General features: G+C 63.7%; 21 protein-coding genes. 8 read left to right on the top strand and 13 right to left on the bottom strand.

Annotated features, from left to right (window positions below):
- The first annotated feature begins 14 nt into the window (after positions 1 to 14).
- From BLT92_RS19120 to BLT92_RS19105, 4 genes are read left to right on the top strand one after another with little or no spacing between them, the layout of a single operon-like run.
- Complete coding sequence (locus tag BLT92_RS19120; protein WP_092108204.1) at positions 15 to 941, top strand: ABC transporter ATP-binding protein; 927 nt, start codon at positions 15 to 17, stop codon at positions 939 to 941.
- A complete protein-coding gene (locus BLT92_RS19115) occupies positions 938 to 1,669 on the top strand; it encodes an ABC transporter permease (protein WP_092108202.1) in 732 nt (243 codons plus the stop codon). The genes BLT92_RS19120 and BLT92_RS19115 overlap by 4 nt, the downstream gene beginning before the upstream one ends.
- A gap of 8 nt (positions 1,670 to 1,677) precedes the next feature.
- Positions 1,678 to 2,577 (top strand): COX15/CtaA family protein, encoded by a 900-nt coding sequence (locus BLT92_RS19110; protein WP_092108200.1) that lies wholly within the window; start codon positions 1,678 to 1,680, stop codon positions 2,575 to 2,577.
- Positions 2,540 to 3,004 carry a VOC family protein gene (locus tag BLT92_RS19105; protein WP_092108199.1) on the top strand — a complete coding sequence of 155 codons (465 nt, stop codon included), beginning with the start codon at positions 2,540 to 2,542 and terminating at the stop codon, positions 3,002 to 3,004. Before BLT92_RS19110 ends, BLT92_RS19105 begins: the two co-directional genes overlap by 38 nt.
- 139 nt (positions 3,005 to 3,143) lie before the next feature.
- Here BLT92_RS19105 and BLT92_RS19100 read toward each other — a convergent pair whose 3' ends face one another.
- Positions 3,144 to 4,121, bottom strand: a complete 978-nt coding sequence (locus tag BLT92_RS19100) for a heme o synthase (protein ID WP_092108198.1) — start codon at positions 4,119 to 4,121, stop codon at positions 3,144 to 3,146.
- Between the two features lie 339 nt (positions 4,122 to 4,460).
- Between BLT92_RS19100 and tkt the strand changes: the two genes are divergently transcribed.
- From tkt to BLT92_RS19085, 3 genes are read left to right on the top strand one after another with little or no spacing between them, the layout of a single operon-like run.
- Positions 4,461 to 6,542 carry a transketolase gene (tkt, locus tag BLT92_RS19095; protein ID WP_092109638.1) on the top strand — a complete coding sequence of 694 codons (2,082 nt, stop codon included), beginning with the start codon at positions 4,461 to 4,463 and terminating at the stop codon, positions 6,540 to 6,542.
- Positions 6,539 to 7,642 (top strand): transaldolase, encoded by a 1,104-nt coding sequence (tal, locus tag BLT92_RS19090; protein ID WP_092108196.1) that lies wholly within the window; start codon positions 6,539 to 6,541, stop codon positions 7,640 to 7,642. The genes tkt and tal overlap by 4 nt, the downstream gene beginning before the upstream one ends.
- Positions 7,639 to 9,264 (top strand): glucose-6-phosphate isomerase, encoded by a 1,626-nt coding sequence (locus BLT92_RS19085; protein ID WP_092108194.1) that lies wholly within the window; start codon positions 7,639 to 7,641, stop codon positions 9,262 to 9,264. Before tal ends, BLT92_RS19085 begins: the two co-directional genes overlap by 4 nt.
- Positions 9,265 to 9,512: 248 nt before the next feature.
- Here the strand turns inward: BLT92_RS19085 and secG are convergent, their stop codons facing one another.
- The 10 genes from secG to BLT92_RS19035 all read right to left on the bottom strand — a co-directional run bounded on the left by secG (position 9,513) and on the right by BLT92_RS19035 (position 23,115).
- Positions 9,513 to 9,758 (bottom strand): preprotein translocase subunit SecG, encoded by a 246-nt coding sequence (gene secG / locus BLT92_RS19080; RefSeq protein ID WP_092108193.1) that lies wholly within the window; start codon positions 9,756 to 9,758, stop codon positions 9,513 to 9,515.
- 43 nt (positions 9,759 to 9,801) lie between these two features.
- The gene (tpiA, locus tag BLT92_RS19075; protein ID WP_092108191.1) at positions 9,802 to 10,587 is read right to left on the bottom strand and encodes a triose-phosphate isomerase; all 786 of its coding nucleotides are present in this window, start codon (positions 10,585 to 10,587) and stop codon (positions 9,802 to 9,804) included.
- A 14-nt stretch (positions 10,588 to 10,601) separates the two neighbouring features.
- A complete protein-coding gene (locus BLT92_RS19070; protein WP_092108189.1) occupies positions 10,602 to 11,819 on the bottom strand; it encodes a phosphoglycerate kinase in 1,218 nt (405 codons plus the stop codon).
- Positions 11,816 to 12,817 (bottom strand): type I glyceraldehyde-3-phosphate dehydrogenase, encoded by a 1,002-nt coding sequence (gap, locus tag BLT92_RS19065; protein WP_092108187.1) that lies wholly within the window; start codon positions 12,815 to 12,817, stop codon positions 11,816 to 11,818. Before gap ends, BLT92_RS19070 begins: the two co-directional genes overlap by 4 nt.
- Before the next feature lie 9 nt (positions 12,818 to 12,826).
- On the bottom strand, positions 12,827 to 13,810 hold the full coding sequence (whiA, locus tag BLT92_RS19060; protein WP_092108185.1) for a DNA-binding protein WhiA: 984 nt from the start codon (positions 13,808 to 13,810) through the stop codon (positions 12,827 to 12,829).
- 26 nt (positions 13,811 to 13,836) lie between these two features.
- Entirely contained in the window at positions 13,837 to 14,832 is a 996-nt protein-coding gene (locus BLT92_RS19055; protein WP_092108183.1) for a gluconeogenesis factor YvcK family protein, read from the bottom strand.
- Position 14,833: 1 nt separating this feature from the next.
- Positions 14,834 to 15,730 carry an RNase adapter RapZ gene (gene rapZ, locus BLT92_RS19050; RefSeq protein ID WP_092108181.1) on the bottom strand — a complete coding sequence of 299 codons (897 nt, stop codon included), beginning with the start codon at positions 15,728 to 15,730 and terminating at the stop codon, positions 14,834 to 14,836.
- 112 nt (positions 15,731 to 15,842) lie between these two features.
- Positions 15,843 to 17,702, bottom strand: a complete 1,860-nt coding sequence (uvrC, locus tag BLT92_RS19045) for an excinuclease ABC subunit UvrC (protein WP_092108179.1) — start codon at positions 17,700 to 17,702, stop codon at positions 15,843 to 15,845.
- Positions 17,695 to 20,565 (bottom strand): excinuclease ABC subunit UvrA, encoded by a 2,871-nt coding sequence (uvrA, locus tag BLT92_RS19040; RefSeq protein WP_092108177.1) that lies wholly within the window; start codon positions 20,563 to 20,565, stop codon positions 17,695 to 17,697. Before uvrA ends, uvrC begins: the two co-directional genes overlap by 8 nt.
- 15 nt (positions 20,566 to 20,580) lie before the next feature.
- Entirely contained in the window at positions 20,581 to 23,115 is a 2,535-nt protein-coding gene (locus tag BLT92_RS19035; RefSeq protein ID WP_092108175.1) for a DEAD/DEAH box helicase, read from the bottom strand.
- 66 nt (positions 23,116 to 23,181) lie between these two features.
- Between BLT92_RS19035 and BLT92_RS19030 the strand changes: the two genes are divergently transcribed.
- A complete protein-coding gene (locus BLT92_RS19030) occupies positions 23,182 to 23,472 on the top strand; it encodes a YciI family protein (RefSeq protein ID WP_092108174.1) in 291 nt (96 codons plus the stop codon).
- 91 nt (positions 23,473 to 23,563) lie between these two features.
- Here BLT92_RS19030 and BLT92_RS19025 read toward each other — a convergent pair whose 3' ends face one another.
- Together BLT92_RS19025 and uvrB are read right to left on the bottom strand one after the other, a co-directional pair.
- A complete protein-coding gene (locus BLT92_RS19025) occupies positions 23,564 to 24,625 on the bottom strand; it encodes a TerC family protein (RefSeq protein WP_092108172.1) in 1,062 nt (353 codons plus the stop codon).
- A 201-nt stretch (positions 24,626 to 24,826) separates the two neighbouring features.
- Entirely contained in the window at positions 24,827 to 26,959 is a 2,133-nt protein-coding gene (uvrB, locus tag BLT92_RS19020) for an excinuclease ABC subunit UvrB (protein WP_092108170.1), read from the bottom strand.
- Positions 26,960 to 26,981 lie beyond the last annotated feature (22 nt).

The following is a 26,981-nucleotide window of genomic DNA, read 5'->3' as shown; positions in this document are numbered from 1 at the left end:
CGTAGAATGGTCACGTGTCAGAATCGGCCCTCACCATCCGTGGTCTCCATTACTCGTACGGCGCACACCACGTCGTCGACGGAATCGACCTCGATGCCGCCTCCGGATCCATCCTCGGGGTGCTCGGTCCCAATGGTGCGGGCAAGTCGACGACGATCTCCCTGGCAGTGGGCACGAGAGCCCCCGATGCCGGCTCAGTCGAGATCTTCGGACTCGATCCATTCCGCCGACACGACCGAACTTCGCTGCTCGCCGGCGTCATGCTCCAAGACGGCGGCCTGCCGATGAGCGCGAAGCCCCTCCAGGTCCTGCGCCACCTGGCCTCCCTCTACCCCGACCCGCTGCGCGTGGAGGAACTCGCCGGACCCTTGGGCCTGCACGAGTTCTCCTCCCGCACAATCCGTCGCCTCTCCGGCGGTCAGAAACAGCGCGTCGCATTGGCCGCCGCACTCATCGGCAGGCCGCGCTTGGTGATCCTCGATGAGCCCTGCGCCGGGCTCGATCCCCAAGCACGAGCAGTCGTCCACGATTTCATCCGGGAGCTCGCTGCCGCCTCGGTGGCGGTGGTGCTCACGACCCACGACCTCGCCGAGGCGGAGGAGCTGGCCGATGAGGTCGTCGTCATCGACCGCGGACGCATCATCGCCCAAGGAGCGCCCGAGGATCTGCGCAATGCTTCCCCCGACGGCCGACGACTCGTCATCACCATCGGCCAGCCGCTGGGCTCAGCCCCAGCCGAACTGCTTGAGACCATGAACACGATCGCCCCCACCTCGGTGGTCGGCCCTGCTCTCGTCGTCGACGGCGATCTGGACAGCGCGCAGATCGCGGGACTGACCACGGCCGTCGCCGAGACGGGCCTGGCGATCACCGACATCGACATGCACTCGCAATCACTGGCAGATGTGTTCTTCGAACTCACGGGCAGGCCGCTGCGATGAGAACCAGACGCGTCCTGGCCCAGGTGAGGTTCGAATCGGTCTCCGTCCTCCGCAACGGTGAACAGCTGCTGCTCTCCGTCATCCTGCCCCTGGGCATGCTCATCTTCCTCGCGAAGACTCCTCTGCTCGAAGCCCTCGGTGTGGTTTCCCCGGGGACGGATCCGCTCACCGTTGCCCTGCCCGGCGCGCTCAGCCTGTGTCTGGCTTCGACCGCGTTCACCGGCCAGGCGATCGCCACGGCATTCGACCGCCGCTATGGTGTCCTGCGACAGCTGGCAACGACGCCGCTGGGCACGAACGGACTCATCCTCGGCAAGCTGGGCGCGGTCGTGGCCGTCATCATCATCCAGTTCGCCCTCGCCTTCGCCATCGCCCTGGGACTCGGCTTCAATGCGTCCGTGAACCCGTTCGCACTGCTTCTGACCACGCTGCTTGGCACCGCAGCACTCCTGTCTCTAGGCTTGCTCATGGCGGGAACCGTGCGCGCCGAGGCCACCCTGGCCGGGGCCAATCTGATCTGGGTGCTCATGGCCGGTGTGGGCGGACTCGTCATTGCCCACCCGGGCGAATGGGGCACCGTGGTCGGCTACCTGCCTTCCGGTGCACTCGGCGATGCGATGCGCGCGGCTGTCGGCGGTGCGGGCTTCGATGTCACAGCTTTGATCGTGCTCCTCGTATGGGGGCTGCTGGGAACGCTTGCGGCGCGCAGGTGGTTCCGATTCGAATGAGGAGAGAAATGGTCACTAAGAGGATCCGTGTAGCTGCTTGGTCCATGCTCATCGCGCAGGCCGTCATCATCGTCAGCGGCGGCATCGTCCGCCTCACCGGTTCCGGCCTCGGCTGCACGGACTGGCCCAAGTGCACCCCTGATTCGCTCGTGACGACTCCGGAGATGGGCATCCATGGCCTCATCGAATTCGGCAACCGCACACTGGCCGTAGCGCTGGCCATGCTCGGCGTCGTCATCTTCCTCATGCTCTGGAAGCACCGCAAACAGCGCCGCGACCTGTTCTGGCTCAACCTCGGGCTCCTCGCCATTGTTCCGGTCCAAGCCATAGTCGGCGGAATCACCGTATGGACCAAGCTCAACCCCTGGGTCGTCGCCGGACACTTCGTGCCATCTGCCATCGCTGTCGGTGTTGCCGCCTACTTCGTTCGCCGGACCTACGACACCGGCGTGCGCACCGCCGGGAAGGCTCCGTCCCCGCTTCCGGCACTCGGGTGGACCATCCTCGGACTGACCGCGATCGTCGTTATTTTCGGTGTCCTCACCACGGGCGCGGGCCCACACTCCGGTTCGACGATCTCGACACGCAACGGCCTGGACAACGTCTGGATCACCCGCGCACATGCTGCCCCGGTCTGGCTGCTCGTCATCGCCACTGTCGCCGCCCTCGTGCTCGCGGTCAGAAGGCACCGTGTGATGGTTCGCCCCCTCGCGGTGCTCCTCGCCATCGAGCTCGTTCAGGGGATCATCGGCTATGTCCAGTACTTCACCGGAGTGCCCATCGTGCTCGTGGCATTCCATATGATCGGCATCTCCGCTACCATCGCGGCAAGCGTTGCCGTCCTCGACAGCGCATACCCGAGGAGCACTCATGCCAACACCGATCACGCCGTGCCTGTGGTTCACTGAGAACGCCGAGGAGGCCATGGAGTTCTACTGCTCCGTGTTCCCCAACTCGCGCATCGTCTCGATCGAACGCTACCCCGACGAATCCCTCGACCCGCATTACGCGGGTATGAGTGGGAAAGTCATCAACGGCAGCTTCGACCTCGACGGCAACCGTTTCATCTGCCTCGACGGCGGCCCTGCCTTCACTTTCAATGAGGCGATCTCGTTGACCGTCGAATGCGCGGACCAGGCCGAGATCGACCACTACTGGTCATCGTTGTCGGCCGTGCCGGACAGCGAACAGTGCGGCTGGCTCAAGGACAAGTACGGGATCAGCTGGCAGATCGTGCCGGCCAACCTCGGCGAACTGATGACCGGAGACGCTCAGGTCAGAGCATTGATGGGGATGAAGAAGATCGTCATCGAACAGCTCGTCAACGCGGACTGAACCTCCCGCCCCGCCCGTGCGCATCGCGCCACAGACACTTACGCCACGCGGTTAGCTCTGCTATAGAACCCTGCCGCGCGGCTGTGTGTGCAACGAATGAAGCGTGGTGGAGCTGGGTGAAGTGTGGTGGAGCTGAGGCCTACCAGAAGCCGGGGAGGACGAACGGGTCGATCGCGACCGCGAGGAAGAGCAGCGACAGGTAGGTGATCGAGCCGTGGAAGACCTTCATCGCCCGCAGTGAGGTTCCGTTCTTGCCCTTCTTCGCACGCGACACGAGAGCGTAGCAGGACCAGAGGAACCATGCTCCGGCCAGCACCGCGACACCCGTGTAGACCGGGCCCATCGGGGCAAGCGGGATGAGTGCCAGAGAGCACGCCACCATCGCCCAGGTGTAGGCGATCATCTGCCGACCCACGTTCGTCGGCGGCACCTTCGACGGCAGCATCGGAACCTCTGCGGCGTCGTAGTCAGCCTTGTACTTGATCGCCAGTGGCCAGTAGTGCGGCGGCGTCCAGAAGAAGACGACGAGGAAGAGCAGGAGCGCTTCCCAGGCCAGTCCGCCGGTGACGGCCGACCAGCCGATGAGCACGGGCATGCAGCCCGCGGCACCGCCCCAGACGATGTTCTGGGTGGTGCGGCGCTTGAGGACCAGGGTGTAGAAGACCGCGTAGAGCAGAATCGCGCAGGCTGTGAGCCCGGCGGTCACCCAGTTCGTGGTGCCGCCGAGCCAGAAGATCGATCCCAGACCGAGGGCGAAGGCGAAGATGAGTGCTGCTCGCGGAGTGATCTCACCGGTCACGAGCGGCCGGTGCTTGGTCCGTTCCATCTTCGCGTCGATGTCACGATCGACATAGCAGTTGAAGACCGACGCGGAGGCTGCGGCCGCTGCACCGCCGATGAGCGTGTTGATGACCAGCCAGATGTTCGGCATTCCCTGTGCGGCGAGGAACATCACCGGCGCGGTGGTCACGAGCAGGAGCTCGATCACTCGAGGCTTGGTCAGCGCGATGTAGGCGCTGATGACCGAGCGAGGACGTTTCGAGAGTCGTTCCTCGTCGATTGTCCTCTGCAGAGGGCGTTCACTCTGCTGGTCCTGGTTCTGACGAAGTTCACTCACGCCCTCGATTCTACCCTCTGTCGAATATTTTGCCAGTCGGCGGCTCCTGTGTTTCGCCAGCCGACTCTTGGGCCAGATCCGATTTCCTCGGTGCCTGCTCGACCATCGTGGCGATGCGTGCTCGATCACCATTGCCATGCGCACCACCACGGCGGCTGGTGCCGGCCGACCATGAGGCAAGATGTCGATTTCGTCACTGTGATCTACTCTTCGCCCACGCTGCTCCCCCCGTGAAGCCTGCCCGGGCGACCACACACCAGCTCACCCCTGGAGTTTGGGACCTAGCACGGTAGAGTTTGAGTGCACGCCTCTCAGCCGAACGAAGGATCGCTCGAAGACATGAACTCCCTGTCCTGGACAGAACTCGACAACCGCGCAGTCGACACCGCCCGCCTCCTTGCCGCCGATGCAGTGCAGAAGGCCGGACACGGTCACCCCGGAACCGCGATGAGTCTGGCACCCGTTGCCCATTACCTCTACCAGTACGGCCTCAATCATGATCCCGCCGATCCGACCTGGGCCGGCCGCGACCGCTTCGTTCTCTCCTGCGGGCACAGCTCGCTGACCCAGTACATTCAGCTCTACCTGTCGGGCTTCGGTCTCGAACTCGACGATCTGAAGGCTCTGCGCACTTGGGGTTCGCTGACTCCCGGCCACCCGGAGGTCGGCCACACTGCAGGCGTCGAGATCACCACCGGCCCGCTGGGTTCCGGCCTCGCCTCGGCGGTGGGAATGTCCATGGCCTCTCGTCGCGAGCGCGGCCTCTTCGATCCTGAGGCTGCACCCGGAACCTCTCCCTTCGACCATTCCGTCGTGGTCCTGGCCTCCGACGGCGACCTCGAGGAGGGCGTCTCGGGTGAGGCGTCGTCGCTGGCCGGAACCCAGGAACTGTCCAACCTGATCGTGATCTGGGACGACAACCGGATCTCCATCGAAGACGACACCGCCATCGCCTTCGGCGAGGACACCGCCGCACGCTACGCCGCCTATGGCTGGCACGTGCAGCACGTGGACTTCAGGGCCGGAGATGAGTACAAGGAAGACGTGGAGGCCTTCCACTCGGCCATGGAAGCTGCGAAAGCCGATTCTCGGCCCTCTTTCATCCGCCTCTCGACCATCATCGCCTGGCCCGCCCCGAACGCACAGAACACCGGCGGCTCGCACGGCTCCGCACTCGGGGCCGACGAGGTCAAAGCGACCAAGGAGATCCTCGGCTTCGACCCCGAGGAGACCTTCGATGTCCCCGCCGAGGTCCTCAACCACACCCGTTCGGCCCTGGACCGCGGCCGCGGAGCCCATATCGAATGGGACAAGTCCTACAAGGCTTGGCGTGAGGCGAACCCGAGCAACGCCGAACTCTTCGACCGTCTGACCAAGCGCGAACTTCCGGCAGGACTCGACAGCGAGTTCCCCGTCTTCGAAGCCAGCGACAAGGGCATCGCGACTCGTGCCGCCTCCGGGCAGGTCCTCAACGCCATCGCCGCCACCATGCCCGAGCTGTGGGGCGGATCCGCCGACCTCGCCGGATCGAACAACACGCTGATCAAGGGCGATCCGAGCTTCCTGCCTGAGCATCGTTCTACGGGCGCGTTCTCCGGCAACGAATACGGCCGCAATATCCACTTCGGTGTCCGCGAGTTCTCTGCCGGACTCATCGGCAACGGCATCGCCCTCCATGGCGGCACGCGCCCCTACTCCGGCACCTTCCTCGTCTTCAGCGACTATCAGCGTCCGGCCATCCGCCTGGCCGCCCTGCAGCAGCTGCCGAACGTGTTCGTGTGGACTCACGATTCGATCGGCCTCGGCGAAGACGGCCCCACACACCAGCCGATCGAGCATCTGTCCGCACTGCGCGCGATTCCCGGTCTCGATCTGGTGCGTCCGGCGGATGCGAACGAGACCTCGGTCGTGTGGCGCAAGATCCTCGATCGCACCAACGGCCCCAGCGGACTCGTGCTCACCCGTCAGGCGGTCCCCGTCCTCGACCGTGAGAAGTACGCCCCCGCCTCCGAGGCTGCCCGCGGCGGCTACGTCCTCCACGACACCGCCAATGAGCCCGAGGTCGCCATCCTCGCCAGCGGCTCCGAGGTCGCCATCGCGCTCACCGCAGCCGAGGAGCTGCAGGCCGCAGGCACTGCCGCACGCGTCATCTCGATGCCGAGCCAGGAATGGTTCGACGCCCAGCCCGAGGATTACCGTCGCGCGGTCCTCCCCCGTGGCCTCAAGGCACGTGTGAGCATCGAAGCCGCATCGGCGATGAGCTGGCACAAGTACCTCGGCGATGCCGGTCGTGCCGTGTCGATCGAACACTTCGGTGCTTCGGCCGATTACGCGACACTGTATGAGAAGTTCGGAATCACCTCGGCGGCCGTCGTGAACGCCGCCGAGGAATCGATCGCAGCAGCGAAGGCGGACGCATGAGCAGCAATCTGACAAACCTGAGCGAGCACGGAGTCTCCATCTGGCTCGACGACCTGTCACGGACCCGGCTCGAAACCGGTGACCTGGCACGGCTCATCGAGGACTCGAACGTCACCGGAGTGACGACGAACCCGACGATCTTCGCCAACGCCATCGCCGGGTCCGACAGCTATGACTCCGCCGTCGCCGAACTCGGAGCCGACAAGGCCTCCGCCGATGAAGCCATCGAGTCCCTGACCACGACGGATGTCGCCGCGGCGGCCAGGCTCTTCCGCCAGGTCTACGACGACACCGACGGCGAAGACGGGCGGGTATCGATCGAGGTGGCTCCCCCGCTGGCCCACGATGCCGAAGGCACTGTTGCGGCGGCCAAGGCATTGTGGGCACGCGTCGGTGAACCCAACGCGATGATCAAGATCCCAGCGACCGAAGCCGGACTGCGCGCGATCTCCGACACCATCGCGGCAGGCATCAGCGTCAACGTCACCTTGGTGTTCTCACTGACCCGCTATCGTCACGTCGTCGAAGCGTTCCTCCAGGGACTGGAGAAGGCACGAGCGGCCGGACACGATCTCAACCAGATCAAGTCGGTGGCCTCGATCTTCGTCTCTCGCGTGGACGCGGAGATCGACGCACGGCTGGACGGTCTCGATGACCCGGCCGCAGCCGAGCTCAAGGGCCGGGCGGGCATCGCGAACTGTGTGCTGGCCCATGAGATCCACTCGCAGCTGTTCACGTCCGAGCGTTTCCGGGTCCTCGAGCTCGCAGGTGCCAAGCCGCAGCGACTGCTGTGGGCCTCGACCGGGGTGAAGAATCCCGACTACCCGGACACGATGTACGTCTCGGAGCTCGTTGCTCCGAACACCGTGAACACGATGCCAGAACCCACGATGCAGGCCTTCGCCGACCACGGTGAAGTCACTGCCGAGATCTCGCCGGAGAACTACCGGGCCGCCGACGAGGTCTTCGATCGGCTGGCACGGCTCGGAATCGACTATGCGGAGGTGATGACCGTGCTCGAGACTCAAGGACTCGAGAAGTTCGACGTCAGCTGGGCAGAGCTCCAGGACACGATTCGCACTGCTTTGGACCACTCATGAGGCTGCAGCACAGCGTTCCGGTCGTCGAGGACTACGACGCCGAGGTGGCTCGTCTCCTGGACTCGCGCGTTCCCTCCCGTCTGGCGGCCAAGGATGCATCGCTGTTCACGGCAGACGGTCAGCAGCCGGTGCCCCGCATGGGTTGGGTGGACTTGCCCCAGCGAAGCACCGGCCTCATCGATGAGATCGAATCCCTGCGCTCCCGCCTGGAAGCGGAGGGGCTGCGCTCGATCAGTCTGACGGGGATGGGCGGTTCGTCCCTGGCCCCGGAGGTCATGGCCCAAGCGGCTGGAGTCAGGCTCGAGGTTGTGGACTCCACGGACCCCAATCAGGTCGCCGAGGCGATCGGGACCGATCTGTCACACACTGTGCTCGTCGTTGCGTCCAAGTCGGGAACGACGATCGAGACCGATGCGATTCGCCGAGCATTCTCCGACGCCTTCGAATCGGTCGGCATCGATCCTGCGTCGCGGCTGATTGCGATCACCGATCCGGGAACCGAACTCGACGTCTTGGCTGCCGAGCAGGGTTTCCTGGCGACCTTCCACGCCGATGAGTCGGTCGGTGGACGCTACAGTGCGCTGTCGGCGTTCGGTCTCGTCCCGGCCGGTCTGGCCGGCGTCGACGTTCGGGAGATCGCAGCCTCGGCGGCAACGGCAGTCGACGGTTTCGGCACCGATGCGCCCGACAACCCAGCTCTGCAGTTCGGGACCTGGTTGGGCATCGGGCACGCCCGGGCAACCGAGAAGCTCGTGCTCGCGGAGACCGCGCCCGCCTTGTCAGGATTGAGCAAATGGGTCGAACAGCTCGTGGCCGAGTCCTTGGGCAAGGACGGTCAGGGGATTCTGCCGGTCGTTGTCGACGGTGCCGATGACGTCGGCTTCTTCGATGCCCGAGCCGATGCCATGCTGTGCACGCTGGGGCCCGTGACCGATGTCGAGGCACCGTCCGGGTTCGACTCCGAACTCGACGGCGGCCTCGGCGAACTGTTCGTGTTCTGGGAGTTCGCCACAGCGATCGCCGGATACAGCATCGGCGTCGACCCGTTCGATCAGCCGGATGTGGAGTCTGCGAAGGAACATGCCAGGCAGGCCCTGTCACATGGCTCCTCCGCGGCTTCGGCACAGCCGGCGTTCCGCGAGGAGCAGATCGAAGTCTTCGGCGATTTCGAGGAGACCACCGATCTCGTCGGTGCCGTCGCAGAGCTCTTCGCACAGGTCGACGAGTACGGATACGTTGGGGTGCAGGCGTTCCTCGACCGCATCGCCGACGCCGACGCCCAGGATCTCCGAGCATTGGTCTCACAGCATTCGGGTGTGCAGTCCACATTCGGATTCGGACCGCGCTATCTGCATTCGACGGGCCAATACCATAAGGGAGGGCACCCGAACGGGGTGTTCCTGCAGATCACAGCCGAGCCCCGGACGGATCTGCTGGTTCCGGGACGGCGCTATGGCTTCACCGAACTGCAGCGCGCCCAGGCCCTCGGCGATGCCACAGCACTGGAAGAGAAGGAACGCCCGGTTCTCAGGGTTCACCTCCTCGAGCGTTCGCGGGGCCTCGAGCAGCTGCGCCGGGCGATCGCTGCTGTGGAACCTCGACACCACTATGGAGTCGACTGACCTCTCCCGGCAGTAACGCCTCTGCACAGTAACGCACGCAGCGCGAAAAACGCCCCTGCGCACGACGAAGGACCCTGACCGATCGGTCAGGGTCCTTCGTCGTCGTACGTGTGTCACGAAGCAGAAGTTCAGCCTGTTGAGGCGCTGTTCGAAGGGCCCGGCCTTCGCGGGCGGGCATTGACTGCGCAGCTTAGGCGTCGAACACGCAACTCAGACGTCTACCGCACAGTCGGACGCCGGTTCATCTCTCAGGCGTTGAAGCGAGTGATGAGACCCAGCAGGATGATGCACGCGCCCCAGACGATCGCCGTCAGGGTCGTGAATCGGTTGAGGTTGCGCTCAGCCACGCCCGATGATCCCAGCGATGAGGACATGCCGCCACCGAACATGTCCGACATGCCTCCACCCTTACCCTTGTGCATGAGGATGAGGAGAATCAGGAAGATGCTCGTGAGGACGAGCAACGCGATGAGTATGATGTTGAGGATTTCCACGTCGAGTACTACCTATATTTCGTCGGAGGATGTGTTGGTCAGTCTACTTTGCCACTGCGGCCTTGCACAAAGCGGCGAAGTCGGGGCCGTTGAGGCTGGCTCCTCCGACGAGTGCACCGTCGACGTCGTCGGAGGCCAGAACCTGCGCGACGTTGTCGGTCTTCACCGAACCGCCGTAGAGGATTCGAGTGCTCGCGGCCAGCGAGTCGCTGTAGCGCTCCGCCAGTCGTGCCCGGATAGCGGCTGCCATTTCGGCCGCGTCCTCTGCCGTCGCTGTCTCCCCCGTGCCGATCGCCCACACAGGTTCATACGCGATGACCAGCCCTTCGAGAGAGGCGGAGTCGAGATCGGCCAATGACTCTTCGAGTTGTGTGAGGGTGAAGTCCACGTGGGTCTTCTCCTGGCGCTGCTCCAACGACTCTCCGATGCACAGGATCGGTGTGATCTCCTGTGCCAGCGCCGCCTTGACCTTGGCCGCGACGATGTCGTTCGTCTCGTGATTGTTCGCACGCCGTTCGCTGTGGCCCACGACGACATATGTGCAGCCGAGGCGGGCCAAGAACGATGCGGCGATCTCTCCCGTATGGGCCCCGGGTTCGTGCTGCGAAACGTCCTGCGCACCGTAGGTCAGCCACAGTTTGTCACCCTGGATGAGGGTCTGGACGGAGCGGATATCGGTGAAGGGAGGAATGACGACGACATCGCATTTCGTCTCGTCGAGTTTGGCGTCTTCGAGCGCCCAGGCCAGTTTCTGGACGCTCGAGATCGCTTCGAGATGATCATGGTTCATCTTCCAGTTGCCGGCCAGGAGCAGGGTGCGGTCGCTCATTGTCGTCTTCTTTCTCACGCGAGGGCTTCGAGTCCGGGCAGGGTCTTGCTTTCGAGGTATTCCAGGCTGGCGCCACCGCCGGTGGAGATGTGGCCGAATTCGTCATCGGCGAAACCGAGCGTGCGCACGGCCGCAGCCGAGTCACCTCCGCCGACGACCGTCAGACGCGTTGTCTCACTATCGGATCCGTTGGTCAAAGCGGCCGCGACGGCCTTGGTGCCGGCGGCGAAGGCAGGGAACTCGAAGACGCCCATGGGACCGTTCCAGAACACAGTGTTCGAAGCCGAGATCACCTCGGCATAGGTGCCAGCCGACTCGGGGCCGATGTCTAGACCCAGACCGTCGGTTCCAGCCGGTGTCGATTCGAGTTCCGCAACGGGGCGCACCCAGTTCTGGGCATCGGCGGCGAAGGAGGCTGCCATCACGATGTCCGTGGGCAGAATGATGTCTGCTCCCCCGTCCTCGGCTCGCTTGAGGTAGTCCTTGACATCATCGATCCGATCTGTCTCGACCAGGCTGGAGCCGATGTCGTGGCCGAGTGCGGCGAGGAACGTGAAGACCATTCCGCCGCCGATGAGCAGATTATCCGCTCGGTCGATGAGATTGTCGATGACGCCGAGTTTGTCGGAGACCTTCGATCCACCGAGGACGACCGTGAACGGGGCCTGGGGAGAGTTCAGCAGTCGATCACTGACCTCGACCTCGGCTTGGACGAGCGATCCGGCATAGTGCGGCAGCAGGGCCGCGATGTCATACACGGAGGCCTGTTTGCGATGAACGACGCCGAAGCCGTCGGAGACGAAGTCATCGGCCAATTCAGCCAGCTGTGCGGCGAATGCCTGTCGTTCGTCGTCGTCCTTCGACGTCTCGCCGGGGTTGAAGCGGAGGTTCTCAAGCAGAAGGACCTCGCCATCGCCGAGAGCCGCCGCCTTGGTCGTCGCTTCATCACCGACGGTGTCGGCGGCGAATGCGACGTCCCGGTCGATCGCCTCGGCGAGTTCCGGAGCCAGCGGATGGAGCGAGAACTGGGGATCGGGTGCGCCCTTGGGACGTCCCAGATGGGACATGACGATCACCCGCGCCCCCGCCTCGGCGAGGGTCCTGATCGTGCCGGCCGAGGCCAGGATGCGACCGCGGTCGGTGATCGTGCCCTCGTCCATCGGCACGTTGAGATCACTGCGGACGAGGACCGTGCGGTGGGCGAAGATCTGCGGGTCGTCGTATGTCCTCATTTGTCCCTTTCGCCGAGGATGTAGCTGACCATGTCCTTGAGGCGGTTCGTGTAGCCCCATTCGTTGTCGTACCAGGCCACGACCTTGATCTGGTTCCCGAGCGTCATTGTCAGCTGCGAGTCCACGATCGCCGAGGCGGTGGTGCCGACGATGTCGGTCGACACCAGAGGCGCCGTGCTGTATTCGAGGTACGGCGAGGACTCGGCGGCCTTCGCCAGGATCCCGTTGACCTCCTCGGTCGTGGCAGCCTGCTGCGGGGTGAAGGTGAAGTCGATGATCGACCCGGCGGGGACGGGAACGCGGACGGCGAGTCCGTCGAGCTTGCCGGCCAGGTGCGGCATCACCCTGCCGACGGTGCGAGCGGCACCGGTCGTGGTCGGGACGATGTTGACGGCCGCAGCGCGGGCACGTCGCAGATCGCGGTGCGGCCCGTCGACGAGCATCTGATCGCCGGTGTAGGCGTGAACGGTGTTGAGCAGGCCGGATTCGACGCCGACGGCATCGTCGACGGCCTTGACGATGGTGGCCATGCAGTTCGTCGTGCACGAGGCGTTGGAGACGACGGTGTGCTGGGCCGGGTCGAAGTCGGCTTCGTTGACGCCCATGACAAAGGTGCCGTCGACGTCCTTGCCCGGCGCCGACAGCACCACTGTCTGCACGGACCCGCCGAGGTGGGCCTCGGCCTGGTCACGTCGGGTGAACCTGCCGGTGGACTCGACGACGAGTTCGACGTTGTGTGACGACCAGTCGATCTTCGACGGGTCCGCCTGGCTGAGCACGGAGATGGTTCTCCCATCGACGGTCAGCGAATCTTCGCCGGCCTCGACGGTGTGCTCGAGCCGCGGCCACACGGAATCATAGGTCAGCAGGTGAGCTAGGGTCTCGGTGTCGGTGAGGTCGTTGATGGCGACGACCTCGAAGTCGGATGAGGGATCGAGGGACAGACGGTACAGGGCACGACCGATACGGCCGAAGCCGTTGATGGCGATTTGTCTCATGCCTCGATCTTAGCGATCTTCGAGCATTTCCGGGGTGAGACTGGACTCTGTGCCAGGAATTCCCAGATCTTCGGCATGTTTGTCTGCTGTGGACAGCAGGCGGCGGATCCTGCCGGCGACGGCGTCCTTGGTCATCGGCGGATCGGCCAGTTGGCCCAGTTCCTCCAGTGATGCCTGTTTGTGTGTCACACGCAGCTGGCCGGCGTAGCGCAGGTGTTCGGGGACTTCGTCTCCGAGGATCTCGAGGGCGCGTTCGACTCTGGCTCCGGCCGCGACTGCGGCTCGAGCGGAACGCCGCAGGTTCGCGTCGTCGAAGTTGGCCAGACGGTTCGCCGTCGCCCGCACCTCTCGTCGCATTCGGCGTTCCTCCCAGACGAGAACGGCGCTGTGGGATCCCATGCGGGTGAGCAGGGCCGCGATGTCGTCGCCGTCGCGGATGACGACGCGATCGACACCGCGGACCTCGCGGGCCTTCGCACTCAGCCCCAGACGTCTGGCGGCGCCGACGAGGGCGAGGGCGGCTTCGGGCCCGGGACAGGTGACTTCGAGGGCCGACGAGCGACCAGGTTCGGTCAGTGAGCCGTGGGCGAGGAATGCTCCGCGCCAGGCGGCTTCGGCATCGGCGACGGATCCGTTGACGATCGCCGAGGGGAGCCCGCGCACGGGTCGTCCCCGGTTGTCGACGAGACCGGTCTGGCGTGCCAGTGCTCCCCCGTCGCGGGTGACTCTCAGGAGGTAGCGGTTGGAGCGGCGGATCCCGGCGGCGTTGATGACCACGATGTCGGCGTACTGGCCGTAGAGATCCTTGATCTCGCTGCGCAGACGTTTGGCGGCCTGGGCGGTGTCGAGTTCGGCTTCGAGCACGATCGACCCGTTGACGAGGTGGAGTGCGGAGGAGAAGCGGAAGATCGCAGACACTTCGGCTTTGCGAGCAGAAGTGCGGGTGATCTTCACCCGCGCCAACTCATCCTTGACCTGAGCGGTCAGTGCCATAGTTCATCCTCCTGCAACCGAATTTCCTACCACTGCTCATCCACGCCGATCCCGGCGTCCACCAACATGTCACGGTAACACGCGGCGAGCTTGAGGCTGTCATGCTGTCCCGCCCGTCTGGAGCGCAGCGGACGGGCCCATATTTTGGCGTTGAACATCTCACGTGCGCACCGCTGCAGGTCAGGTTCCACCCGGACTGCGGCCTCATCGACGAGCACGTAATCGAGCTCGAGGGAGGAGGCGTGTTTGTGCAGTGACGCGAGGTGTTCGCTGAGACTGAGATCTCGTGTTTCACCGTCGCTGGAGCTGAGGTTCAGCGTGAGGGACTTCACTGCGGAGGACTGCCCGATCGCCTCGGCGAGGGAGGGAACGAGCAGATGCGGCATCACCGAGGTGTACCAGGAGCCGGGTCCAAGATTGAGCACATCGGCCTCGGCGACGGCTTCGATCGTTTCGTGTCGTGCTGGTGGCACGGGCGGATCGAGACGGACGGTTTCGACATGCCCCAGGGTGGACGCGAGCACGGACTGGCCGCGCACGACTTGGAAGGATCCCGGGAACTTCACGTCGGCCTCGATCGTCAGCGGAATCGAGGACATGGGCAGGACTCGACCGTGGGCGCGCAGGAGCTTGGCCATCCAGTCGAGGCCGGCGACATGGTCACCATGGATCTGCCACAGGGCGGAGATGAGCAGGTTGCCCACTGAATGGCCGCTGAGTTCACCGTCGGAGTCGAACCGGTGCTGGATGACGTCCCGCCATGTCTTGCCCCAGTTCCCGTCGTCGCAGAGAGCGGCCAGAGCCATACGCAGATCACCGGGCGGAAGCCCGCCGAGCTCGTCGCGGAGCCTGCCGGAGGAACCGCCGTCATCGGCGACTGTGACGACAGCGGTCAGGGATTCGGTCAGCAGGCGGAATGCGCGCAGGGCGGCGTAGAGCCCGTGGCCTCCCCCGAAGGAGACGATCTTGGGTCCCTTGTCTTTGGCTGCAGGGATGATCTGAGGGAGATCCTCGGTCTCCATCTCACTCTCTCCCCAGATCACGATGGCGCACGGTGACCGGGATGCCGGTCTGCGCGGCCAGGCTCTTGGCAACGCGTTCGCTGATCGCCACGGAGCGGTGCTTGCCGCCGGTGCAGCCGATGCCGATCATCGCGTAGCCGCGACCTTCGTGGAGGTAGCCCTGAGAGACGGTGTCCAAGGTCGCGGTGTAGCGTTCGATGAATTCCTCGGCGCCGTTCTGTCCCAGCACGAAGTCGGCCACGTCGGAGTCGAGCCCGTTGTGCCCGCGCAGGTGCGGGATCCAATACGGGTTGGGCAGGAAGCGGACATCCGCGACGTGGTCGGCGTCCTTCGGCAGACCGTATTTGAACCCGAAGCTCATCACGGTCAGTCGCAGCAGGGGGGTGTCATCGGTGCTGAAGCGTTTGCGGACCTGGGTGGAGAGCTGGTGGACGTTGAGCTCTGAGGTGTCGATGATGATGTCGGCACGGTGTTTGAGGGATTCCAGGGCCGAGCGTTCACCTTCGATCCCCTCCAGCAGCGTTCCTTCGCCTTGCAGCGGGTGGGGGCGGCGCGTGGATTCGAATCGTCGAACCAGCACCTCGTCGGCGGCATCGACGTAGAGGATGCGCAGGGAGAGCCCCTGATCGATGAAGTCGCTGATCGTGTCTTCGAGCTCCGCGTACTTCGCCCGACCCTTCGAGTCGGTGACGATGGCGATCTTCGGCAGCGCCCCGTCGGCACGGGCGACGAGTTCGACGAGGGGCCGCATCATCTGCGGGGGCAGATTGTCGACGACGTACCAGTCCATGTCTTCGAGCACATTGGCCACGGTGGTCCGACCTGCTCCGGACATTCCCGTCACGAAGACGACCTCGATGGGATGGTCGGCGCCGTTCGATTCGGCCTGCGTACTCACACGTCCTCCTTGGGCTGCGCGGTTGAAGACAGCTGTCGAGAACCACTCTAGAGCAGATGTCGCCCAGCGGGCTCAGCGCCTGCCGAACTGTCGGTCCGCGAGGGCCGCGAGTTCAGTCGGCGAGAGCCGCCGCGACCTTCTCGGCCAGGGCCGGTCCGATGCCCTGGACCTCGCAGAGTTCGTCGACGCTCGCCGCACGAACCTTCTTCACCGAGCCGAAATGACGCAGCAGCGCGGTCCGTTTGGACTCGCCGAGGCCCGAGATGTCGTCGAGGACGGAGCTGGTCATCGCCTTCGCCCGTTTCGAGCGGTGGTAGCTGATGGCGAAGCGGTGAGCTTCATCGCGCAGGCGCTGCATGAGGAACAGTCCCTCGGAGTTGCGCGGCAGGATGACAGGGAACGGATCATCTGGCACCCAGACCTCTTCGAGCCGTTTGGCCAAGCCCACCACAGAGATGTCGACGATGCCCAGGTCGTGGAGCGCTCTGGTGGCCGCTGTCACCTGAGGGCCGGCTCCGTCGACGACGAGGAGGCTGGGGCGGTACCCGAAGCGTTCATCGGGTTCATCGGAGCTCATCTGCTCGAGGTAGCGGCTGAATCGCCGTGAGACGACGTCGTACATCGAAGCCGTGTCATCGTTTGCGGCTTCACCGTGGATGGCGAAGTGACGGTAGTCGCGCTTCTTCACGAGTCCGTCTTCGAACACCACGAGTGAGGCCACGACATTGGAGCCCTGGGTGTGAGAGATGTCGATGCATTCGATGCGCAGAGGCGCTTCGGGCAGGGTCAGATACTCCTGGATCTCCTTGAGCGCGGTGCTGCGGGTGGTCAGATCGGAGGAGCGTTTGAGCTTGTGCTGGAGCAGGGCCTCTTTCGCGTTCTTGCTCACAGTCTCGAGAACGGCCTTCTTCTCACCTCGTTCCGGGACCCGAACGGTGACCCTGGACCCGCGCTGTTCGCTCAGCCAGCTCTCGAGCGAGGCGATGTCGGCAGGGACCGTGTCGACCAGGATCTCGCGGGGAATCGCGTCCGCATCAAGTCCCGTGTACGCCTGCCGGAGGTAGTCGGTGGTGAGTTCGGCCGGGGTGTGATCATCGGAGCGTTCGATGATCCAGCCGCGCTGTCCGCGGATGCGTCCCTGACGGACGTGGAAGACCTGCACTGAGGCTTCGAGTTCCTCGGTGACCAGGGCGAACACATCGCAGTCGGCGTTGACGGAGAGGACGACTGCCGACTTGTCGAGCACCTTCTGCAGCGCGGTGACCTCGTCTCTCAGTCGAGCCGCCCGTTCGTAGTCGAGCTCCTCCGCGGCCGCGGCCATCTCCTTCTGCCGGTAGCTGATGAAGCGTCCGGTGTTGCCGGACATGAAGTCGGAGATGCTGCGGGCGAGGTCCTTATGACCTTCCACACTGATCTGGCCCACACAGGGGGCAGCGCATTTGTCGATGTAGCCCAACAGGCAGGGACGTCCGCTGCGTTCGGCTCGTCTGTACACTCCCGCAGTGCAGGTGCGCATGGGGAAGGCCCGCAGCAGCAAGTCGAGCGTGTCCTTGATCGCCCACACTTGGGCGAAGGGCCCGAAGTACTTCACACCCTTGCGGCGTTTGCCGCGCGTGATGAAGGCCCGGGGCACCTCGTCGTTCATCGTGATCGCGAGGTACGGGTAGGACTTGTCGTCGCGGAACATGACATTGAACCGCGGATTGAACTCGTTGATCCATGTCCACTCGAGCTGCAGTGCTTCGACTTCTGTGTCGACGACGGTCCATTCCACCGAGGCGGCCGTGTGGACCATCGTCGAGGTGCGCGGATGCAGCTGCGCGGGATTCGAGAAGTACGAGTTCAGCCGATTGCGGAGGTTCTTCGCCTTCCCGACGTAGATCACCCGCCGGTCGGGGTCCCGGAATTTGTAGACCCCCGCCGAGGTGGGAATGCTGCCCGTGGCCGGGCGGTAGGACGCTGGGTCAGCCATCGAGCATCACTTTGAGGAACCGCCCGGTATGGCTGGCCTTGTTGTCGGCGACCTCCTCCGGGGTTCCCTCTGCGATGATCTGGCCGCCGCCGCGTCCGCCCTCGGGACCCAGGTCGATGACGTGGTCGGCATTGCCGATGACGTCGAGGTTGTGCTCGATGACGATGACCGTGTTGCCCTTTTCCACGAGGCCCTGCAGGACGCTCAACAGCTTCGCGATGTCTTCGAAGTGCAGTCCCGTGGTCGGTTCGTCGAGAACGTAGGCGCTGCGGCCTCGGGAGCGCTTCTGGAGTTCGGCCGCAAGCTTGACGCGCTGGGCTTCACCACCGGAGAGCGTGGTCGCGGGCTGGCCCAGTCGAACATAGCCCAGGCCGACCTCGACCAGGGTATTCAGGTGACGGGAGATGGCGGGGATCGCCGCGAAGAACTCTGCCGCCTGTTCGATGGGCATCTCGAGCACCTCGGCGATGGACTTGCCCTTGAACGTCACTTCAAGGGTCTCCCTGTTGTACCGTGCTCCCCCGCAGACCTCGCAGGTCACGAAGACGTCGGGCAGGAAGTTCATCTCGATCTTGATCGTGCCGTCGCCGCTGCAGTTCTCACAGCGCCCGCCCTTGACGTTGAAGGAGAACCTGCCCGGCTGGTAGCCGCGGACCTTTGCCGATTCGGTCTCTGCGAACAGGCGCCGAATGCGGTCGAAGACGCCGGTGTAGGTCGCGGGATTGGACCGTGGGGTGCGACCGATCGGCGATTGGTCGACGTGGACGACCTTGTCGAGATTGTCCAGCCCGGTGACTCTCTTGTGCCTGCCCGGCACCTGTGAGGCACCGTTGAGGACGTTTGCCATCTGGGTGTAGAGGATCTCGTTGACCAGGGTCGATTTGCCGGAGCCCGAGACACCGGTGATGGCGGTGAGCACGCCGAGGGGGAAGGAGACTGTGACGTCGCGGAGGTTGTTCTCGACGGCCTTTTCGACCGTGACGACACGGTCCTTGTCCACCGGCCGACGGGTCGTCGGGACCTGGATGGCTCGGCGTCCGGCGAGGTAGTCGCCGGTGATGGACCGGTCGGCGTCTTTGAGTCCGGGAACCGGTCCGGAGTAGATGACCTCTCCCCCGTGCTCGCCTGCGCCGGGGCCGATGTCGACGATCCAATCGGCCGATTCGATGGTGTCCTCGTCGTGTTCGACGACGATGAGGGTGTTGCCGAGCTCCTTGAGCTTGTTCAGGGTCTCGATGAGTCGCCTGTTGTCACGCTGGTGGAGACCGATCGAGGGTTCGTCGAGGACGTAGAGCACCCCGACGAGGCCCGAGCCGATCTGAGTGGCCAGTCGGATGCGCTGGGCCTCACCGCCGGACAGGGAGCCGGCGGGCCGGTTGAGGCTGAGGTAGTCGAGTCCGACGTCGAGGAGGAAGCCCAGTCGGGCATTGATCTCCTTCATCACTTGAGCCGCCACGGCAGCATCGCGGGCGTCGAGTTCCAGCTGTGAGAGGAATTCAGCGGATTCGTCGAGTGCCATCTCAGAGACCTCGGCGATCGATTTGCCGCCGACTCTGACGGCCAGAATCTCCGGCTTCAGTCGGGCACCGTTGCAGCTGGCACAGGGGATCTCGCGCATGTAGGACTCGTAGCGTTCCCGCGACCAGTCCGACTCGGTCTCCTCGTGCTTGCGCTGGATGTACTGGTAGACGCCTTCGAATCCGGTCGAGTACGTGCGTTCGCGCCCGAACCGGTTCTTGTACTTGACGTGGACCTTGTAGTCCTTGCCGGTCAGAATCGCTGATTTGTCCGACTTCCGCAGGTCCTTCCACGCCGTCGCCATGTCGAAGCCCAGTTCGTCTCCGAGGCCCTTGAGGAGACGATTGAAGTACTTCGTCACCTGTTTTCCGCCTGCCCAGGGGGCGATCGCTCCCTCGCCGAGGCTCTGGTCTTCATCCGGAACGACGAGAGTCTCATCGACCTGCAGCCGCGTACCGATGCCGTCGCATGTGGGGCACGCACCGAAGGGCGAGTTGAAGGAGAATGCCCGAGGTTCGATCTCGTCGATTGCCAACGGGTGCTCGTTCGGGCAGGACATGTGTTCGGAGAACGTTCGGGTCACGCCCTCATCGACCATCTCGACATCGATGCGTCCGTCGGCGAGGCCGAGTGCAGTTTCGACGGAGTCGGTCAGACGAGGGCGCAGACCCGGCTTGGCCACGAGACGATCGACGACCACGGAGATCGTGTGCTTGTACTGCTTCTCCAGGGTGGGCGGTTCGCTGAGGCTGACCTGCTCACCATCGACGATGGCGCGGGCGAATCCTTTGGCCTGCAGTTCGGTGAAGAGGTCGACGAACTCACCCTTGCGGGATCGGACGATGGGGGCCAGGACGAGGAACTTCGTCCTGTCCTCGAGCTCGAGCAGCTGATCGACGATCTGCTGCGGGGTCTGCTTCGTGATGATCTCACCGCACACGGGACAGTGCGGCACGCCGATCCGAGCCCACAGCAGGCGCAGGAAGTCGTGCACCTCGGTGATGGTGCCGACCGTGGATCGGGGGTTGCGGGAGGTCGACTTCTGATCGATCGACACCGCCGGTGACAGGCCTTCGATGAAATCGACATCGGGTTTGTCCATCTGGCCCAGGAACATCCGGGCGTACGAGGACAGCGACTCGACATAGCGGCGCTGCCCCTCGGCGAAGATCGTGTCGAAGGCCAAGGATGACTTCCCCGACCCCGAGAGACCCGTGAAGACGACCATGGAGTCGCGGGGCAGAGCGATCTCCACGTTCTTGAGGTTATGGGCGCGCGCGCCCTTGACCCACAGAGTGTCGAGATGTGACACGCCTGCCGACTGCTCACCGCTGTTAGTTTTCATCACCTGACCACTGTATTACTCGGCACTGACATTGCTCGAATGGGGACGGGCGCTGATCTCACCGACCGCGAGGATCCGGAGCACGATGTCTCCGGCTTCGTCGCTGGCGGGCACGTCCACCTCGGCGTCGATGGCCCAGTCCTTGTTGTCATCGGGATCGGCCAAGGTCTGACGGACGGTCCAGGTCTGTGAACCATGTTCGATCGAGATATATTCCTTCCCTCTGGCCTTCCCATCCGTGAGGAGGTCGCCGTATTCGTCGTAGAAGTCCTCGATCGCGTCTTCCCAGGCATCGGCGTCGAAGCCGCCGTCGGCATCGAGCCGACCCAGCTCTGCGTAGTCGGCGCGTTCGGCCAGCAGCACCCGATGGAACAGCGCATTGCGCACTTCGGCGGTGAAGACCCTCGCGTTGTCCGAGAATTTGCGGTCGAGGTCGGGCAGCTCCTCGTCCGCGAAGTCCGTCGGGGACAGCCCCTGCAGGGTCCGCCATTCGTCGAGCAGGGACGAGTCGGTTCTCGCGATCGTCTCTCCCAGCCATTCGATGATGGTCGAGAGTTCGTCCGTCCTCTCGTCGGCAGGGACATTGTGCGTCAGTGCGCGGAACACATCGGTGAGGTAGCGCAGCAGGCTGCCTTCGACCCGGGTGAGACTGTAGTAGCCGATGAACTGGGTGAAGCCCATCGCCTGTTCGATCATGTCGCGCACGACCGACTTCGGTTCGAAGTTCCCGGCTCGCAGCCACGGGTGGGCTTCGATGAAGTGCTCGAAGGCGGGCTCGAGAATCTCTGCCAGGGGCTTCGGTCCTTCGATCTCGTCAAGGATGGCCATGCGCTCGGGGTATTCGAGACCATCTGCCTTGAGTTCGGCCAGAGTGTCCTTCTTGATCCGATCGAGTTGGCCCTTGAGGACGGGAAACGGCACCGGTGTGGTGGATTCGACGAGCGAGACCACGTCGAGAGCATAGGTCTCCGACTCCGTGTCGAGCAGTTCGAGTCCGGCAAGCACGAACGGGGCCAGTGGCTGGTTGAGGGCGAACTGCGGTCCCAGATCCGTGGTCGGCACCAGTTCGTCGCCCCGCATTTCGATGAGTCCGGCATTGATGAGCGAGCGACCGATTCTCAGAGCTGTGAGCTTGAGGTCGAGATGGCGTTCCCGGCTCTCGTGGGTCTTGTCGATGAAGTCGCTGATCGTCGCCACATTCGAGCCGGGGCGTGCGACCAGGTTGAGGATCGTCGAATGATCGATCTTCATGCGTGAGCGCAGGGATTCGGCCTGTGATTCGATGAGTTTGGTGAAGGTCTCCTCCGACCAGCCGACGAACCCGGCCGGGGCTGATTTCTTCTTGACCTTCTTCTTTTTCTTGTCCGCGTTGGCCGCGTTGGCCGCTTTGGCCTCGGCGCGCATATTCTCGATGACATGCTCGGGCGCCTGGGCGATGACGTAGCCGCGGGTGTCGAACCCGGCACGACCGGCGCGGCCGGCCAGCTGTTGGAATTCGCGGACGCTGAGTTTGCGCATTCTCCGACCGTCGAACTTCGTCAGCCCGGTCAGCAGCACGGAACGGATCGGGACGTTGATGCCGACGCCGAGTGTGTCTGTGCCCGAGATGACCAACAGCAGACCTTTGAGTGCGAGCTGTTCGACAAGCCTGCGATATTTCGGCAGCATGCCGGCGTGGTGGACGCCGACGCCGTGGAGCAGCAGTTTTCGCAGACTCTGCCCGAATCCCTTCGCGAAGGTGAATCCCTTGATGGCTTCCGCGACCGCAGCTTTCTGGTCCTTCGATGCCAGGTCGACGGACAGCAGCCCTGTGGCCAGATCGATGGCGCCGGCCTGGGAATAGGACACGACGTAGACGGGAGCTTTGTCGTTGCGCACCAGGAAGCGCAGTGTGTCGGAGAGAGTCTCGGTGGAGTATTCGTAGTCGAGAGGGACCGGTCGAGTCGCCGAGGTGACGACGGAGCTGTCGCGACCGGTGGTGTCTTCCATGGTGCGGCAGATTTCACTCGTGTCGCCGAGTGTGGCCGACATGAGCACGAACTGCGCTTGGGGCATCTCGAGCAGGGGCACCTGCCAGGCCCAGCCACGAGAGGGATCGGCGACATAGTGGAATTCGTCCATGACGACCATGCCCGCGTCGACCAGACCGCCTTCCCGCAGTGCCTGGTTCGCGAGGATCTCGGCCGTCGCACAGATGACGGGTGCGTCGCCGTTGACCGTTGAATCTCCGGTGATCATGCCGACGTTCTCAGGTCCGAAGGCATCGATGAGGGAGAAGAACTTCTCGCTCACCAGCGCTTTCAGGGGTGCGGTGTAATAGGCCCGGATCCCGCGGGTGAATGATTGGTAGAGGGCGAACAGCGCGACAAGGGACTTGCCCGAGCCCGTGGGTGTGGCCACGATCGTGTTGTCGCCGGCCAGAATGTCGAGGATGGCTTCATCCTGGGCCGGGTACGGTTCGATTCCGAGCTCTTCGCAGTACCGGCCGAAGGCCTCGTACACTGCGTCTTCATCAGCGAATTCCGCTGGGATCTCCTGCAACCGCACCACAGCTATGCACAGACCTTTCCGTTTAGACTGATGTCCATCCTATTGATCGAACCTCAGGAGTTTCAGATGCCGGTTTTCGCCGTCAACTATGTCTATGGACCGGATACAGACACCCGGATGGAATCACGACCTGCCCATCGCGCGTGGCAGGCCGAACTGCACGAAGCCGGAACCGTTCTGGCCTCGGGGCCACTGGACAATGAACCCGTTCCCGGAGGTCTGCTGCTTCTGCAGGCCGCCGACCGGGTAGAGATCGAACGCCTGTTGGCGACCGACCCCTATGCGTCGATCGGCGTGATCGACGAAACGATCATTCGAGAGTGGACCCCGGTCTTCGGCCCATTCTCCCAGAGCTGAGAACTGCGTGCGCGGGTGTCCCCGTTCGGGCGGACACCCGCGCACAGTTGCCACGACTGCTCTGATTCGCGGTCGTGGCGCAGCCGCATGATCAGTCCTGCGAGTCCTCCGACTCTTGGGAGCTGCCCCCACGGATGGGGATGCCGTCTTTCTTCATCTTCGCCAAGGAGGCGAGCGTCGCCACCGCCATGGCAACGACGATGAAGCCCAACGACAGCCACGTCGGCACCTCGGGGATTGCGGAGCCCCACGACAGGAACTCGAAGTCCGATTCGTGGAGAGCGTGGATGAAGAGCTTGACGCCGATGAAGGCGAGGATCGCCGCGATTCCGTAGTGGAGATAGATGAGCTTGTCGACAAGCCCTCCGAGTAGGAAGTAGAGCTGGCGCAGACCCATCAGAGCGAAGACGTTCGCGGTGAAGACCAGGAATGTGTTCTGCGTGACGCCGAAGATCGCCGGTATCGAGTCGAGCGCGAACATGACGTCGGTGGAACCGATCGCGATGAAGACGATGAACATGGGCGTCCAGAACTTCTTGCCCTCGATCGTCACGCGCAGGCTGTTGCCGTGGTATTCGTCGACGACGTTGATCCGTTTGCGCAGGAACCGGATGAAGGCGTTCTCCCCGTCGCCATCGTCATCATCGCTGAACGCCTGTCGATACGCGACGATGAGGAGGAAGATGCCGAAGATGAAGAAGACTTCGACGAACGCGGTGATGATCGCAGAACCGGCCAGGATGAAGATGCCGCGGAAGACGATGGCGATGATGATGCCCACCATGAGGACTTCCTGCTGATACTTCCGCGGGACTGAGAAGCTGCCCATGATGATGATGAACACGAACAGGTTGTCGATGCTCAGCGAGTATTCGAGCAGCCAACCGGTGAGGAACTCGCTGCCGTGCTGGGCATCTCCGATGGCGAAGAGGGCACCGGCGAAGATGAGGGCCAGAGTCACGTAGAAGGCGACCCAGATGCCCGCTTCCTTCATCGACGGAGTGTGGGGCCGCTTGACGACGAGGAGGAGGTCGAGGACGAGGATCGCGACCACGACGATGCCTGAGGTGATCATGAACCACGCGGGGATCGGAGACTCACTCCCAGCTGCGGCGTTTCCGCCGGCTGCGAGCGTGGAGGACAGGATATCCATGGATGCCTTTCAAAGGGTTCGGTGATGTATCCGTGCCGAAAGTCTCTCCCACGCTATGACCACTGAGGCAGTGGCGGCGTGCGCTCCGAGCCCGGACCCTCTATGGATCGTGGTGACGAGCACGGATGGACGGGATACTCCCTTTCGCCAGCCTTACCAGTATAGTCGTGCCGATGCTCGCGCACCTGCACGCGGGTCCGATCAGGCGTGCCCTGCTTGTTTCATCTGCCGCAGTTCCTTCTTCAGGTCTGAGAGTTCGTCGCGCAGGCGGGCGGCGAGTTCGAACTGCAGCTCCGCTGCGGCCGTGTGCATCTGCGAGGTCAGTGACTCGATCAGCTCGGTCAGGTCCGCTGCCGGTGGGCGCAGGGAACCCGCCTGGCCTGCCGCCTGGCGCTGTTCGTCGGTCAACGTCGAGTTGTACCCGCGTTTGCCCTTGCCGTAGTCGAATTCGGTGAGCAGCTCACGGGTGTCCGCGTCCTCTCGCTGCAGTCGTTCGGTGATATCGGCGATCTTCTTGACCAGGGGCGCGGGGTCGATGCCGTGTTCCTTGTTGTGCGCGACCTGTATCTCACGTCGGCGGTCGGTCTCGTCGATGGCCTCACGCATGGACCGAGTGATGGTGTCGGCGTACATGTGGACCTGGCCGTTGATGTTACGAGCCGCGCGACCGATCGTCTGGATCAGTGAGGTGGCTGACCGGAGGAAACCTTCCTTGTCGGCGTCGAGGATGGCCACGAGAGAGACTTCGGGCAGGTCAAGGCCCTCGCGCAGGAGATTGATTCCCACCAGGACGTCGAACTCGCCGGCTCTGAGCTCCGTGAGGAGCTCGACGCGACGGAGAGTGTCGACGTCTGAGTGCAGATACTGCACTCGCACATCGTGTTCGAGGAGATAGTCCGTGAGGTCCTCGGCCATCTTCTTCGTCAGCGTGGTGACCAGGACTCTCTCCTGGTCGTCGACGCGCGTTCTGATCTCGTCGAGCAGGTCGTCGATCTGTCCCTTGGTCGGTTTGACGACGATCTCCGGGTCGACGAGACCGGTGGGTCGGATGATCTGCTGGACGTATCCGTGGGAGTTGCCCAGCTCGAAATTGCCGGGGGTCGCGGACAGGTACACTGCCTGTCCGATGCGTTCACGGAACTCGTCGAATTTCAGGGGCCGGTTGTCCATCGCGCTGGGAAGGCGGAACCCATGTTCGACCAGAGTGCGCTTGCGGGACATGTCTCCTTCGTACATGCCGCCGATCTGCGGCACCGTGACGTGGGATTCGTCGATGACGAGGAGGAAGTCCTCGGGGAAGTAGTCGAGCAGACAGTTCGGCGCCGATCCGGCAGGGCGTCCATCGATGTGCCGGGAATAGTTCTCGATGCCGGAGGTAAAGCCCATCGACTCCATCATCTCGAGGTCGTAGGTCGTACGCATCTTCAGGCGTTGGGCTTCGAGGAGCTTGTTCTGCGACTCGAATTCGCTCAGCTGGGTCTGCAGCTCGTCCTCGATCTCGCTGACGGCGCGCCCCATCCGGTTCTCACCGGCAACATAATGCGAGGCCGGGAAGACATGGATCGTCTCCTCCTCCCGGACGATCTCGCCGGTCAGAGGGTGCAGTGTCTGGAGAGTTTCGATCTCGTCGCCGAAGAACTCGATCCGCAGGGCCAGCTCCTCATACTGCGGGATGATCTCAACGGTGTCGCCTCGGACGCGGAAGGTGCCGCGGGTGAATGCCATGTCGTTGCGGGCATACTGCATCGACACGAAGCGTTTGAGGAGTTCGTCGCGGTCGCACTGCTCGCCTCGCTGCAGAGTCACCATCCGATCGACGTATTCTTCTGGCGTGCCCAGACCGTAGATGCAGGACACGGTCGAGACCACGACGACATCACGGCGGGTGAGCAGGGAGTTCGTCGCGGAGTGGCGCAGGCGTTCGACCTCATCGTTGACGGAGGAGTCCTTCTCGATGAAGGTGTCGGTCTGTGGGACGTAGGCCTCGGGCTGATAGTAGTCGTAGTAGGAGACGAAGTATTCGACCGCGTTGTTGGGCAGCAGCTGTCGGAACTCATTGGCCAGCTGAGCGGCCAGGGTCTTGTTCGGCGCCATGATCAGGGTCGGGCGCTGAACCTGTTCAATCAGCCAGGCTGTGGTCGCAGACTTGCCGGTACCGGTGGCGCCCAACAGGACGATGTCCCGCTCACCCTGGTCGAGCCGGTCCGAGATCTCGGTGATCGCGGTGGGCTGATCACCGGAGGGAGAGTATTCGGAGACGACTTCAAACGGGGCAACGGTGCGCGTGACATCCGGCCTGTGGCCGATGGCTGGCAGGGGACGTTCTGAGGTCATGGTCCAACACTAACCCTCGCCC

Origin of the sequence: Brevibacterium picturae, assembly GCF_900105045.1 — a bacterium.
Classification (GTDB): domain Bacteria; phylum Actinomycetota; class Actinomycetes; order Actinomycetales; family Brevibacteriaceae; genus Brevibacterium; species Brevibacterium picturae.
Note: the sequence above shows the minus strand (reverse complement) of the source record. Positions and strands in the feature narration are given on the sequence as shown.